This is a genomic window from Pseudomonas sp. ES1 (genome assembly GCF_050586605.1).
In the GTDB taxonomy this organism is placed as follows: domain Bacteria; phylum Pseudomonadota; class Gammaproteobacteria; order Pseudomonadales; family Pseudomonadaceae; genus Aquipseudomonas; species Aquipseudomonas sichuanensis.
The window spans coordinates 39052-52927 of record NZ_JBOBDM010000045.1; the positions used below are offsets into that span (position 1 = coordinate 39052).

The 13876-nt window shown below is 66.9% G+C and carries 13 protein-coding genes and 2 riboswitches; of the genes, 6 read left to right on the forward strand and 7 right to left on the reverse strand.

Annotated features, from left to right (window positions below; genetic code table 11):
- Positions 1–3: 3 nt before the first annotated feature.
- From ACQ4N9_RS18560 to ACQ4N9_RS18585, 6 genes are all read right to left on the reverse strand, one after another.
- Complete coding sequence (locus tag ACQ4N9_RS18560; protein ID WP_110994472.1) at positions 4–618, reverse strand: response regulator transcription factor; 615 nt, start codon at positions 616–618, stop codon at positions 4–6.
- A gap of 205 nt (positions 619–823) precedes the next feature.
- Complete coding sequence (locus ACQ4N9_RS18565; RefSeq protein ID WP_125464212.1) at positions 824–1066, reverse strand: DUF1272 domain-containing protein; 243 nt, start codon at positions 1064–1066, stop codon at positions 824–826.
- 62 nt (positions 1067–1128) lie between these two features.
- Positions 1129–1881, reverse strand: a complete 753-nt coding sequence (gene cobM / locus ACQ4N9_RS18570) for a precorrin-4 C(11)-methyltransferase (protein ID WP_390971374.1) — start codon at positions 1879–1881, stop codon at positions 1129–1131.
- A gap of 29 nt (positions 1882–1910) precedes the next feature.
- Complete coding sequence (locus ACQ4N9_RS18575; protein ID WP_390971376.1) at positions 1911–2321, reverse strand: cobalamin biosynthesis protein; 411 nt, start codon at positions 2319–2321, stop codon at positions 1911–1913.
- Entirely contained in the window at positions 2321–3016 is a 696-nt protein-coding gene (locus ACQ4N9_RS18580) for a CbtA family protein (protein WP_390971378.1), read from the reverse strand. The genes ACQ4N9_RS18575 and ACQ4N9_RS18580 overlap by 1 nt, the downstream gene beginning before the upstream one ends.
- Positions 3017–3026: 10 nt before the next feature.
- On the reverse strand, positions 3027–3212 hold the full coding sequence (locus ACQ4N9_RS18585) for a CbtB domain-containing protein (protein ID WP_110994477.1): 186 nt from the start codon (positions 3210–3212) through the stop codon (positions 3027–3029).
- A 97-nt stretch (positions 3213–3309) separates the two neighbouring features.
- Positions 3310–3535, reverse strand: a riboswitch (cobalamin riboswitch).
- A gap of 60 nt (positions 3536–3595) precedes the next feature.
- Positions 3596–3794, forward strand: a riboswitch (cobalamin riboswitch).
- A gap of 101 nt (positions 3795–3895) precedes the next feature.
- Here ACQ4N9_RS18585 and cobW point away from each other — a divergent pair.
- The 4 genes from cobW to ACQ4N9_RS18605 are packed head-to-tail and all read left to right on the forward strand — an operon-like array spanning position 3896 to position 10403.
- Entirely contained in the window at positions 3896–4963 is a 1068-nt protein-coding gene (cobW, locus tag ACQ4N9_RS18590) for a cobalamin biosynthesis protein CobW (protein ID WP_125464208.1), read from the forward strand.
- Between the two features lie 3 nt (positions 4964–4966).
- Positions 4967–8728: a cobaltochelatase subunit CobN gene (gene cobN / locus ACQ4N9_RS18595; protein WP_390971381.1), complete on the forward strand. Its 3762-nt coding sequence runs from the start codon at positions 4967–4969 to the stop codon at positions 8726–8728.
- Between the two features lie 2 nt (positions 8729–8730).
- Positions 8731–9735, forward strand: coding sequence for an ATP-binding protein (locus ACQ4N9_RS18600; protein ID WP_390971383.1), 1005 nt, complete (start codon positions 8731–8733; stop codon positions 9733–9735).
- Positions 9736–9788: 53 nt separating this feature from the next.
- Positions 9789–10403, forward strand: a complete 615-nt coding sequence (locus ACQ4N9_RS18605) for a vWA domain-containing protein (protein WP_390971385.1) — start codon at positions 9789–9791, stop codon at positions 10401–10403.
- 106 nt (positions 10404–10509) lie between these two features.
- Here ACQ4N9_RS18605 and ACQ4N9_RS18610 read toward each other — a convergent pair whose 3' ends face one another.
- The gene (locus ACQ4N9_RS18610) at positions 10510–10776 is read right to left on the reverse strand and encodes a hypothetical protein (RefSeq protein WP_110994481.1); all 267 of its coding nucleotides are present in this window, start codon (positions 10774–10776) and stop codon (positions 10510–10512) included.
- Between the two features lie 333 nt (positions 10777–11109).
- Here ACQ4N9_RS18610 and ACQ4N9_RS18615 point away from each other — a divergent pair, with 333 nt between their 5' ends.
- Complete coding sequence (locus ACQ4N9_RS18615) at positions 11110–12441, forward strand: sigma-54 dependent transcriptional regulator (protein ID WP_390971387.1); 1332 nt, start codon at positions 11110–11112, stop codon at positions 12439–12441.
- Between the two features lie 95 nt (positions 12442–12536).
- Entirely contained in the window at positions 12537–13685 is a 1149-nt protein-coding gene (yiaY, locus tag ACQ4N9_RS18620) for an L-threonine dehydrogenase (RefSeq protein ID WP_390971389.1), read from the forward strand.
- Positions 13686–13876: the final 191 nt, after the last annotated feature.

The window sequence follows — 13876 nt, forward strand, 5'->3', positions numbered from 1 at the left end:
GCTTCAGCCCGCGTTGTTGCGTTTGGCCAGGTCGACCATTTCCACCAGTGATTCGACCTTGAGCTTCTCCATGATCCGACCGCGGTAGGTACTGATGGTCTTGGCGCTGAGGTGCATCTGTTCGCCGATCAGCTTGTTGCTCTGGCCTGCGCAGAGGCGGCGCAGCACTTCCATTTCACGGTTCGACAGGCTGCCCAGTCGTTCACCCTCGCTTTCCAGGGTGTTGCTGTTGACTGCCATCTGCGGGAAGGTCGAATAGCCTTTCACCAGCGCCTTGAGGGCAAAGACCAGGGCGTCGAGGTCCTCGTCCTTGTTGACGAAGGCCGAGATGCCGGCGTCCATGCACCGGCGCACGTACAGGTCGGCCGGCTGGCCGGTCAGCGCCATGATCCTGGGGGAGGGGTTGAGCAGTTTGAGGCGTTTGATCACTTCCATGCCATCGAGGTCGGGCAGGCCGATATCGAGGATGACCACATCTGCCTTGGTCTGCTCGGCCAGGCGTGCGGCATCCTTGCCCTTACCGGTTTCACCGACGACGGTGAAGCGCTCCCCCTCGAGCAGCATGCGTACAGCAAGGCGAACAATGTGATGGTCATCGACCAACAGCACGGATGTCATGTGAAACTCCTGTCGGATTGAGCCCATGTCCAATCTTCCATCGGGCTCACGCCTGCGGATCAACTGGGCAGCGCGCACATTACGGTGATTCCGAACCCTTGGTAATAGGCGAGTATAGGCGCGTTGAAAAGACAACAAGGATTTGTAGAAAAGGACTACAAAAGGGGCGCGGGAACGCCCCAGGGCAGGCACTGAGGCAGGCGGGTCAGCTGCAGGCGGGATGCGCCTTGAGGATGCGCTCGCTGGAGGCGGGGTTGTTCTTCAGGGCCTGGCCCACCCGGGGCGGGCGGCTGAGTAGCGGGCCGCCACAGTTGGGGCAGCGGCCGTGCAAGTGCTGGTCATTGCAGTTGCGACAGAAGGTGCATTCGAACGAACAGATCAAGGCGTCCGGGCTGTCGCCCGGCAGGTCGCTGTTGCAGCACTCGCAGTTGGGGCGTAGTTCGAGCATGGGCGTGGCTCCGTGACGTGGAAGGGCAGTGTGCGCCGTCGCCACGTCTGGCGGCAATCGCTTCAGCTGCCCGGGCGGTACAGGTGGGCGTGGCCGGCGCGGTACAGCGCCGATTCGGCGAAGGGTGCATCGCCCAGCACATGGCCGACCAGGATCAGCGCCGTGCGCCGAAAGCCCTTGCTGGCCACGCGCTCGACGATGTCCGCCAGGGTGCCCCTGGCCCAGTCCTGGTCGGGCCAGGTGGCGCGATGGACCACGGCGATCGGGCAGTCGGCCCCGTAGTGGGGCAGGAGCTCCTCGACGATCCGCGCCAGGTTCTTGATGCCCAGGTGGATGGCCAGGGTGCTGCCATGCCGGGCCAGGTCGGCCAGTTGTTCGCCAGCCGGCATCGGTGAGCTGTCGCCGTAACGGGTCAGGATCACTGTCTGCGACACCTGGGGCAGGGTCAGCTCGCAACCCAGCAGCGCGGCGCTGGCGGCGGTGGCCGTCACACCGGGGATGATCTGGTAGTCGATGCCCAGTTCGCGCAGGTGGCGGATCTGCTCACCGATGGCGCCATACAGGCTGGGGTCGCCGCTATGTACCCGGGCCACGTCCTGGCCGTTGGCGTGGGCCTGGCGCATGGCCTCGACGATCTGCTGCAGGTGCAGTTCGGCACTGTTGATCACTGTCTCGGCGCGGTGCCCTTCGAGCACGGCAGCGGGTACCAGGGAGCCGGCATAGATGATCACCGGGCACTGGCGGATCAAACGCTGGCCCTTGACCGTGATCAGTTCCGGATCGCCGGGGCCGGCGCCGATGAAGTAGACCGTCATGGGGAGTCCTTGCAGGTAAAAAGGGCGGATTATCCGCCGATGGCCAGCGCCAGGGTAGCGCCGCCGAGTCGCTGGCGCGGCACGCGCAGGCCAGGCTGCGGCGATTCGCGGCCAGCCAGGGCCAGTGCGGCACTTTCGGCCACACCCCAGCAGCCGGTCTGGGCGAACGCGATGGCCGAGCGCTGGCTGAGCAGCGGCTCGAAGCCGAGCAGTTGCCCGGCATCGAAACAGATGAACGGCAGCCCGAGGCGCTCGGCCAAGGCCAGCAGGCCAGGCTCGCGGGCCTTTGGCGCGATGCTGGCGATGCCGCGCAGCGCGCTGAGCGGCAGGCCGTGCTCGGCCAGGGTCTGGCGCAGCAGGACCGCCAGGGTCTCCACCGGGCAACCCCGGCGGCACCCAAAGCCGGCATACAGCGCCGGCGGCTTTGCTGATTCCAGCATCAGGCTTGGCTGGAGCGACGGTACAGCCAGGCGCTGAGCAGGCCCAGGGCCACCCAGAAGGCGGCATTGGTCAGCCAGGAAGCGATCTTGAACTGGGTTTCCAGTGCCTCGGGTGCCAGGCTTTCATGCACCGCTGGCTGTGGCGCGCCGATCACGTGGGGCACAACCAGCAGCGCAGCGCCCAGTACCTTCAACAGCCAGTTGCGACCGAACACCAGCAATGCCAGGCCAGCGGCGGTGGCAGCGGCGGTGCCGATCCACCAGGTCTGGCGTTGGCCCAGGTCGGCGGCGGCGGTGCCCGGCAGCTCCGGCGGCAGGCCCAGGGTCGGCGCCAGGCAGAACACTGCAAAGCCGGCCAGGCCCCACAGCGCGCCGGTGCTGACCCGGCCCGGCTCGCGCAGGCTATACAGTGCGACCAGGATCAGCGCAAAGCCAACGGCTACCACCAGGTTGCCACCGGTGGTGGACAGCACGCGCTGCCAGCCGTCTTCCGGCGCCCAGGCTTCGGCGCTGTGCTCATGTTCGTGGGGGGCGGCGGCTTCGCCATGCTCATGGTGCTCGGCTGCCGGGGCGGCGCTTTCATAGGTCTCTGCCTGAAGAATCAGTGGGGCGACCCAGAAGCTCTGCAGCAGTGTCAGCAGCAGGGCCGCGAGCAGCCCACTGAAGCCCGCGGTGCGGGCAATACGGGTAATCATGCGGGGCTACTCAGTGGCAGGGGAAGGCGGCGCTGTGGCGGGTGTCGTGGGCAGCGTTGTGCACCGCCTCGATGTGCGAGAAGCCGGCGAAGTAAACCAGGCACAGGCCCAGCAGGCTGGCGCCGATGGCGATGACCATGCGCTGGCTGAGTGTGGCGGGGGTGGCGATGCTGTGTTTTGTGCTGGTAATCGGCATGACGCGTTCCTCTGCTGCTTTTATTGGGGCAACGGGCAGGCGCGGCGCTCCCGGGCAGAACAGCCCAGGGAATACGACAGCGCCCGCCCACCGCGGGGTGTTGATGTGGTGTCAGGCCGGTCTCCGGGCTCACGAGGTGGAGCAGGGCTCCATCTATTGGCGTCACCTTCCCATGCCTGATGAACCGGCACAGTGGTCAAGACGCTTTACTCGCTTACCGTTGCGGGGGCAGCACCGGCCTTGTCCGCTGTCTATTAAAGACGCTGGACGCACCGGTTTCCCGTTTCACCCCCAATGGGGGCACCTGAACGCAGTGCGCTAGCAAATCATGGGGCGTGGCTTGCGTCAATCGCCCCAGCGGTTGACCGGTGTCGGGCGGATGCGTAGCCTTGCCGCTTCGAGGTTCTCCGGCCCAGGCCGGAGCTAAGACGGGAACGCGGTCCAAGCCGCGGCTGCCCCCGCAACTGTAAGCACTCAAAAGGATCGGCACAGCCACTGCGCAAGCGCGGGAAGGCGCCATCCCCCCGGCACCGCTGCCGGAACAGTGCAAGCCAGGAGACCTGCCTCGCAACGTTTTCGACTATCAACCGGGCGGGGTGATCCGGTGGCGAACGCGCCCGGCCGGCAACGCCCGAGGCTGTCGTCCCGCATGCCCGCGCCATTGCTGCCAAGGGCATCGCGACATGAAAACACTGGCCAAGCTCCCCGTCACCATCGTTACCGGCTTCCTCGGCTCGGGCAAGACCACCTTGCTGCGCCACATGCTCGACAACGCCCAGGGCCGCCGCATCGCGGTGATCGTCAACGAGTTCGGCGAGCTGGGCATCGATGGCGAAATCCTCAAGCAGTGCAGCATTGGTTGCACCGAAGAAGAAGCCAACGGCCGCGTCTACGAGCTGGCCAATGGCTGCCTGTGCTGCACCGTGCAGGAAGAGTTCTTCCCGGTGATGCGCGAACTGGTGGCGCGCCGCGGCGACCTCGACCACATCCTCATCGAAACCAGCGGCCTGGCCCTGCCCAAGCCCCTGGTGCAGGCCTTCCAGTGGCCAGAAATCCGCAACGCCTGCACCGTCGATGCGGTCATCACCGTGGTCGACAGCCCGGCAGTGGCCGCCGGCACCTTCGCCGCCTACCCGGACCAGGTAGACGCCCAGCGCAAGCTCGACCCCAACCTGGACCACGAATCGCCGCTGCATGAACTGTTCGCCGACCAGCTGGCCAGCGCCGACCTGGTGGTGCTGAACAAGGCCGACCTGATCGACGCCGAAGGCCTGGCCAAGGTCCGTGCCGAAGTCGCCGAAGAACTGCCGCCAGCGGTGAAAGTGATCGAAGCCAGCAGTGGCCGCCTTCCGCTGGAAGTGCTGCTGGGTGTCGGTGCCGAATCCGAGGCGCACATCGATGGCCGTCGCACCCACCACGATTCGCACCACGACGGCGATGACCACGACGATCACGACCATGACGCCTTCGACTCGATCTCCATCGACCTGCCAGAGGCCGACGAAAGCCTGCTGCTCGACGCCCTGACGCAACTGGTCACCGAGTTCGGCATCCTGCGCGCCAAAGGCTTCGCCGCCATCCCCGGCAAGCCGATGCGCCTGCTGATCCAGGGCGTGGGCACGCGCTTCGACAAGCACTTCGACCGCGCCTGGCGCACTGACGAGCCGCGCATCACCCGCCTGGTGCTGATCGGCCAGGACCTCGATGCCGTGCACCTGGAAGCGCGCCTGCGCCAAGCCCTGGGCGCCTGACCCATGCACCTGCTGCGGACCCAGCCCGGCGGCTTCGTGCCGGACGACAGCATTGCCGACCTCGGCCAGACCCCCGCCGAGCTGGTGATCCTCTGCAGCGGCGATTCGCACCTGGCGCTGCTCGCCGAAACCGCCGAGCAGTTGCCGGACGACTTCCCCAGCGTGCGCCTGGCCAACCCCATGCAGGTGCAGAACCACGCCTCGGTCGACCTGTATGTGGACGAGGTGCTGCGCCACGCCAAGGTGATCCTGGTGTCGCTGCACGGCGGCGTCGGTTACTGGCGCTACGGCGTCGAGCAGCTGGTGGAGCTCAGCCAGCGCGGCGTGCAACTGATCCTGGTGCCCGGCGATGACCGCCCCGACCCGGAACTGACCGACCTGGGCACGGTGCGTGGCGAGCAGGCCGAACGCCTCTGGCACTACCTGCGCCAGGGTGGCAAGGCCAACGCAGTCAGCCTGTTCAACTGCCTGGCCAGCCAGTGGTTGGGGCGTGACTACGCCTGGGATGAACCGCAGCCGTTGCCGCGTACTGCGGTTTACCACCCGGCCAAGGCCAGCGCCCAGTTGCAGGACTGGTACGCCGACTGGCACCCCGAGCAACCGGTGGCGCCGCTGTTGTTCTATCGCTCGCACCTGCAGGCGGCCAACACCGGCTTCATCGACGTGTTTTGCCAACGCCTGCAAGCTTGTGGCCTGAACCCACTGCCCATTGCCGTGGCCAGCCTCAAGGAGCGCGCCTGCCTCGACCAGGTCGAGGCCTGGCTCGATGAGGTTCAGGCTGAAGTGGTGATTAACACCACCGGCTTTGCCTTGTCCAGCCCCGAACAGCCCAACCTGCGCCCGTTGCGCCGCGATGTACCGGTGCTGCAGGCGATCTGTGCCCAGGACAACCAACCGGCCTGGGAGCAGAGCGAACAGGGCCTGGGCGCTCGCGACCTGGCCATGCACATCGCCTTGCCGGAGCTGGATGGGCGCATCATCACCCGCCCCGTGAGCTTCAAGGACCTGGCCTGGCGCAGCGAGCGCAGCCAGTCCGATGTGGTCTGCTACCGGGCCCACCCCGAGCGCATGGACTTCGTCGCCGAACTGGCGCGGCGCTGGGTCGAGCTGGCGCGCCTGGACAACCAGGCGAAGCGCGTGGCGCTGGTGCTGGCCAACTACCCGACCCGCGATGGGCGCATCGGCAATGGCGTCGGCCTGGATACGCCCGGCGCCGCACTCAACATTCTCAAGGCCTTGCAGGCGCAGGGTTACCCGGTGGCCGGCCTGCCCGACAGCGGCACCGAACTGATCCACCAGTTGCTCGGCGGGGTGACCAACGACCTCGACCACCTCGACCAGCGCCCCTGCGCCCAGAGCCTGAGCCTGGCCGATTACCACAGCGCCTTCGCCGCCTTGCCCGAGGCCAACCAGCGCGCCGTGCTGGAACGTTGGGGCCCGCCCGAACAGGACCCGATGTACCGCAGCGGGCGTTTGATGGTGGCCGGCTTGCGCTACGGCCTGACCTTCGTCGGCATCCAGCCCGCGCGCGGCTACCAGGTCGACCACAGCGCGGTGTACCACGACCCCGACCTTGTGCCGCCCCACGGCTACCTGGCGTTCCACTTCTGGCTGCGCAACGGCTATGCCGCCGATGCGCTGATTCACGTCGGCAAGCACGGCAACCTGGAGTGGCTGCCGGGCAAGGGCGTCGGGCTGTCCAATGAATGCTGGCCAGACGCCTTGCTCGGCCCGCTGCCGAACATCTACCCGTTCATCGTCAACGACCCGGGCGAGGGCGCCCAGGCCAAACGGCGCACCCAGGCGGTGATCATCGACCACTTGATGCCGCCGCTGACCCGTGCCGAAACCTATGGCCCACTGCGCCAGCTGGAGCAGCTAGCCGACGAATACTACGAAGCGCAGCTGCTCGACCCGCGCCGTGCCCAGGAGCTGCAGCGCGACATCCTCGAACTGCTCAAGGCCAACCACATCGACCGCGACCTGCAGCTCGAAGGCCAGCTGGACGACGCGGCGGTGTGGCTGCCGCGGCTGGACACCTACCTGTGCGATCTCAAGGAATCGCAGATCCGCGATGGCCTGCACGTGTTCGGCCAGTCGCCCCAGGGCCGGCTGCGCAGCGACACGCTGCTGGCGCTGCTGCGGGTGGAGCGCGGCGACGGCAAGGGCGGCAATGCCAGCCTGATCCGCGCCCTGGCCCGGGCGCTGGGGCTGGGCTTCGACCCGCTCGATTGCGACCTCGGCCAGGCCTGGCAAGGGCCGCGCCCGGCGCTGTTGCAGCAGCTTGACGCAGCGCTGTGGCGCACCGCCGGGGATACCCGTGAACGGCTCGAACTGCTGGCGTTGACACTGATCGAACAGGCGCTGGAAGGCGACTGCCCACTTGAAGGGCAGGCTGACTGGCAACCGGTACGCGAAGTGCTGCATGCGCTGGTCGAGCAGGTCGCCCCCAACCTGGACGCCTGCGGCGCTGCCGAAATCGACGGCCTGCTGGCGGCCCTGGCCGGGCGTTTCGTCCCCGCCGGGCCCAGCGGCGCACCAAGCCGTGGCCGCCTGGACGTGCTGCCCACCGGGCGCAACTTCTATACCGTCGATGTGCGCAACCTGCCCACCACCACCGCCTGGCGTCTGGGCTTCGCCTCGGCCAACCTGATTCTTGAACGCCACCTGCAGGACCACGGCGACCACCTGCGCCAGTTGGGCCTGTCGGTGTGGGGCACGGCCACCATGCGCACCGGCGGCGACGACATTGCCCAGGCCATGGCGCTGATGGGCGTGCGCCCGGTATGGGCAACCGGCAGCCAGCGCGTTGACGACTTCGAGATCTTGCCGCTGAGCCTGCTCGATCGCCCACGGGTCGATGTCACGCTGCGGGTCTCGGGCTTCTTCCGCGATGCCTTCGGTAACCTGATTCGCCTGTTCGACGCGGCGGTGCAGGCGGTGGCCGCGCTGGATGAGCCGGATGACCTCAACCCGCTGGCCGCCCGCGTGCGTGCCGAGCGTCAGGCGCTGCTCGATGACGGCCTGGATGAAGAACTGGCGGCGCGCCAGGCCGGCTGGCGCGTGTTCGGCGCCAAGCCCGGCGCCTATGGCGCCGGGGTGCAGAACGCCATCGACGGGCGCCTGTGGCACAGCCGCGACGATTTGGCCGAGGTCTACCTCAACCACGGCGGCTACGCTTACGGCGCCAGCGACGAAGGCACCCCGGCCCGCGCGCGCTTCGCCCAGCGCCTGAGCCAGGTGCAGGCGGTGCTGCAGAACCAGGACAACCACGAGCACGACCTGCTCGATTCCAACGACTACTACCAGTTCCAGGGCGGCATGCTGGCCGCCGCCGAGACCCTGGCTGGCACCGCCCGGGCCAGCTACCACGGTGACCACAGCCAGGCCGACCGGCCGCGTATCCGAACCTTGAAGGAAGAGCTCAACCGGGTGATCCGCGCCCGCGCGCTCAACCCCAAGTGGATCGACGGCGCCAAGCGTCATGGCTATAAAGGAGCCTTCGAGCTGGCGGCGACGGTCGACAACCTGTTTGCCTTCGACGCCACCACCGGGCTGATCGACGACCATCATTACCAAGGCCTGGCCGACGCCTACGTGCTTGACCCGGCGACCCGTGATTTCATGCGCGAGCACAACCCCGAAGCCCTGCGCGACCTCACCGAGCGCCTGCTGGAAGCCCAGCAGCGCGGCCTGTGGCAGGACCCGGGCGACTACCGCGAGAGCCTCGAGCAACAGTTGCTCGAAGGCGAGGAAGACTGCTGAACATGAACGAACCTGTGCAATTCCCCCTGGCCGCCGTGGTGGGGGCCGACGAACTGAAGTTGGCCCTGTGCCTGACCGCCATCGACCCGAAGATCGGCGGTGTGCTGATCGAAGGCCCGCGCGGCATGGCCAAGAGCACCCTGGCTCGCGGCCTGGCCGACCTGCTGGGCGATGGGCCGTTCGTCACCTTGCCGCTCGGCGCCACCGAGGAACGACTGGTCGGCACCCTCGACCTGGACGCCGCGCTGGGCCAGGGCCAGGCGCGTTTCGCCCCAGGCGTGCTGGCGCACGCCGATGGCGGCGTGCTGTATGTGGATGAGGTCAACCTGCTGCCCGACCCGCTGGTGGACTTGCTGCTGGATGTGGCCGCCAGCGGCACCAACCGCATCGAGCGCGATGGCATTTCCCATCGCCACGCCGCGCGCTTCGTGCTGATCGGCACCATGAACCCGGAGGAGGGCGAGCTGCGCCCGCAACTGCTCGACCGCTTTGGCCTGAACGTCGCCCTCGACGGCTTGCCGGCACCCGAGGCGCGCCAGCAGATCATTCGCCGGCGCCTGGCGTTCGACAGCGACCCTGAAGCCTTCTGCGCCCAGTGGGCCGGAGCCCAGACGGAGTTGCGCGAGCGCTGCCGGGCCGCCCGCGAGCGCTTGGCCGCGATCGCCTTGGACGACCAGGCGCTGGCCTGGATCACCGAACGCTGTTTCGCCGCCGGGGTCGATGGCCTGCGCGCCGACCTGGTGTGGCTGCGCGCCGCCCGCGCCCATGCGGCCTGGCGTGGCCACGCTGCCATCGAAGAGCAGGATGTGGATGCCGTCGCCGAATTTGCCCTGCGTCACCGTCGTCGGCAGGACTCTGCGCAGGCACAGGCCACCCCGCCCGGTGCCGCCGAGCAGTCGCAGGCTCCGGGTCAGGCCCAGGGGCAGGGCGACTGGGGCGCCTTGGGGCCGCAGCCGGTGGCCAGCGGTGCTCGGCGCGAGGTGCCGAACTGGGCAAAAAAGCCCTGAGCATCCGCCGCCGCGACGCCCAGGCGGCAGATGCCAGACCCCGCGTCGGCCAGTTGAACGGTGTTTCCCGTGGCCGCGCCCGGGCAGCCGAAGATGGCCGCATCGCCTGGCTGCCGACCCTGCTCAAAGGCCGCCCTCGCCAGCGCCGCGACCTGTGCTGGCAGCAGCGCCAGGCCCAGGCGCCGGAACTGTGGCTGGTGATCGTCGATGCCTCGGCCTCCACCCGTCGCCACCAGGCGCTGGCCCAGGCCAAGGGCCTGCTGGCGGGGGTGTTCGACCAGGCCTACCGGCAACGTGCGCGGTTGGCGCTGTTGACCGCCAGTGGCAGCAAACCGCAGTGGCAACGCCACGGGCTCAAGGCTTCGCAAGCGCTCCAGCCCTGGCTGCAGCAGCTGGGTGCCGGCGGTGGCACACCGCTGTTGGCGGCCCTGGAAGAGGCACGGCACTGGTTGCTGGCGCGGGGCAAACGGCTGCCCCACGAGGTGCAGCGCTGCCTGTTGCTGACCGATGGTCGGCTGCAGGGGTGGCAAGCAGCGCAACCGCTACCGTGCAGTACTTTGCTGGTGGATATGGAATTGGCGGCGGTACGTGTGGGTCGCGCACGGCAACTTGCCGAACAACTTCATGCCGATTATCGGCATATCGAGCAGTTCGCTACCGTCAATTGAATGGAATAACTGCGACGGGATGTCGCATGAAAGAAAGTTGTAGCGAGGGGAACTTTGAAGTTGCACCTGTGCGTGCCGGGCACGCACAGGAATCACCGCGCTTTGCTTATTCAGGCATCGACCAGGGTTGCAGGTCATAGCCCTTCTGGCACAGTTCGGCACGCACTTCCTCAATCAGGCTGGCCCACTGCGCAGGGTCCGAATAGACCCGCGAAGAGACTTGCTTGGCGCCGATGCGGGCGCTGGTCCGGTCGATCACTGCCAGGCTTAGTTCGCCGGTACCGTTGGGTGCATCCCAGGCGACGCACTGGAAGGGTTCGAAGGCGTGGTCGGCAATCAGCAGTGCTTCGTTGACACGGAGCGGGGCGTTCATGGGTTCGGTCTCTCTATGGTCCCAAACAGCGAAAAGTGTTTCCGCGGTGTTATTCCGGTACAGGTTACAGCGCGGTGTTAATCGTACTGATGCTCCAGATCAGGGGATGAGTCACACAATCTAAGAATTTTTTTATCTGGACGCATTGCAAGGTGTTTCTGCGTGCCGTCTGTGACGTCAATAAAATACGAAAATTCCCGGGCGGCTCAAATACGGCCGAATCGGGCTGACCAACGGTAGTGGGGGCTGTCAAGTTCATTGCTACTGTTACTTTTGGCGTCGCAACTTACTGTTTATAGATAAAAAACCCTATTCCGGCGCCAAGGAATGGTCATGCTCGAGCCTGCCGCCCAACGTCGCTTGCTGATCGTCGACCCCTGCGACGATTGTCATCGATTGTTACCGGGCCTGCGCGGCGTCGGCTGGGATGTGCGTAGTTGCAGCCTGGACGTTGCCCTGGAGCACCCCTGCGATGTCGGCCTGCTGCGCCTGCAGGCCTCGCACCTGCGTCACCCCGACGCGGTCAAGGACATGATCAAACGCAGCAATACCGAATGGATCGCCGTGCTCAGCGCCGAAGAACTGCGCATGCAGAATGTCGGCGATTTCGTTTGCGAATGGTTTTTCGACTTCCACACCTTGCCGTTCGACGTGTCGCGGGTGCAGGTCACCCTTGGCCGGGCCTTCGGCATGGCGCGCCTGCGTGGCCGAGGCGCGGTGCGCGATGGCGAGGCCGAGCCCGAGCACGAACTGCTGGGCGAGAGCCGGCCGATCCGCGAACTGCGCAAACTGCTCGGCAAACTGGCACCCACCGAATCGCCGGTGCTGATCCGTGGCGAGAGCGGTACCGGCAAGGAATTGGTGGCGCGCACCCTGCACCGCCTGTCGCAGCGCCATGACCAGCCGTTCGTCGCCATCAACTGCGGCGCGATTCCCGAACACCTGATCCAGTCCGAGCTGTTCGGCCATGAGAAGGGCGCCTTCACCGGTGCCCACCAGCGCAAGGTCGGGCGCATTGAGGCGGCCAATGGCGGCACCCTGTTCCTCGACGAGATCGGCGACCTGCCGCTGGAGCTGCAGGCCAACCTGCTGCGCTTTCTGCAGGAGCGGCACATCGAACGGGTGGGCAGCACCCAGCCGATCGCCGTGGATGTGCGGGTGCTGGCAGCGACCCACGTCGACCTGGAAAAGGCCATCGCCCTCGGCCGTTTCCGTGAAGACCTGTATTACCGGCTCAACGTGCTGCAGGTGGTGACCGCGCCGCTGCGTGACCGGCATGGCGACCTGTCGATGCTGGCCAGCCATTTCGCCCGTTTCTACAGCCTGGAGACCGGCCGCCGGCCGCGCTCCTTCAGCGACAGCGCGCTGGCGGCCATGGGCCGCCATGACTGGCCGGGCAACGTGCGTGAGCTGGCCAACCGTGTGCGCCGGGGCCTGGTGCTGGCCGAAGGGCGGCAGATCGAAGCCCCGGACCTGGGCCTGCACGACCAGGTGGCTCAGGAAGCGCTGCTGGGCACCTTGGAGGACTACAAGCACCGCGCCGAGCGCCAGGCCCTGTGCGACGTACTCAACCGGCACAGCGACAACCTCAGCATCGCGGCCAAGGTGTTGGGGATCTCCCGGCCGACCTTCTATCGGCTGCTGCACAAGCATCAGATCCGCTGAGGCCCGTTCCCGCGCGCCCTTTGCTCTGGATCAACACCCGGCCACTGCTTCAGGCGGATGCTCAAGCCCTACCGACAGCTTGAGAGGACCCGGCCATGAGCAGCACCTTCTTCATCCCAGCCGTGAACATCATGGGCATCGACTGCCTGGACGAAGCCATGGCCGCCATCGCCGGCTACGGCCTGCGCAAGGCGCTGATCGTGACCGACCAGGGCCTGGCCCGCGCTGGCGTGGCCGAACGCATCGCCGGGCTGCTGGCCATGCGCGATATCGACTCGGTGGTGTTCGATGGCGCCAAGCCCAACCCGAGCATCGCCAACGTCGAGGCCGGCCTGGCCGTGCTGCAGCGCGAGCGTTGCGACTGCGTGGTCTCGCTGGGTGGTGGTTCGCCCCATGACTGCGCCAAGGGCATTGCGCTGTGCGCCACCAACGGCGGGCATATCAGCGACTACGAAGGGGTGGATCGCTCGAGCAAGCCGCAACTGCCGCTGATCGCCATCAATACCACCGCCGGCACCGCCAGCGAAATGACCCGCTTCTGCATCATCACCGACGAGGCGCGCCACGTGAAAATGGCCATCGTCGACCGCAACGTCACGCCTATCCTGTCGGTCAACGACCCGGCGCTGATGGTCGGCATGCCCAAGTCGCTGACCGCCGCCACCGGCATGGACGCGCTGACCCACGCCATCGAGGCCTATGTATCGACTGCCGCCACGCCGATCACCGACGCCTGCGCGCTCAAGGCCATCAGCCTGATCAGCGACAACCTGCGCCAGGCGGTGGCCGACGGCAGCGACCTGCAGGCCCGGGAGAACATGGCTTATGCGCAGTTCCTTGCCGGTATGGCCTTCAACAACGCCTCTCTGGGGTACGTGCATGCCATGGCGCACCAGTTGGGCGGTTACTACGACCTGCCCCATGGGGTGTGCAACGCGGTGCTGCTGCCCCATGTGCAGCGCTTCAATGCCAAGGTCAGCGCCGCGCGTCTGCGCGATGTGGCCAAGGCCATGGGCGTGAAAGTGTGTGGGCTGGAGGCGGAGCAGGGGGCTGGAGCGGCGATTTCTGCCATCGAGCACCTGGCGGCGGCGATCGGCATCCCGGCCGGGCTCGCCGAGCTGGGGGCCAAGGTTGAGGATGTGCCGGTGTTGGCGGGCAATGCGCTGAAGGATGCCTGTGGGTTGACCAATCCGCGGGTGGCCAGCCAGGCGGAGATCGAGGCGATCTTCAAGGCGGCGTTTTAGGCGCAGGGCGGATTGAGTGAGGGCCACCAGGTGCCTGCCGGTGTTTTTGCAGCGCCTATGAGATCGAGCGCCGCCCGCGCGGCGCTTCGCGGGTAAACCCGCTCCCACAGTTTATTTCGGGCCAATTATTCCTGTGGAAGTACCGGCGCCTGCCTTGGTGCATGCCTTGAGTCATGTGGGGCGGCGGCAAC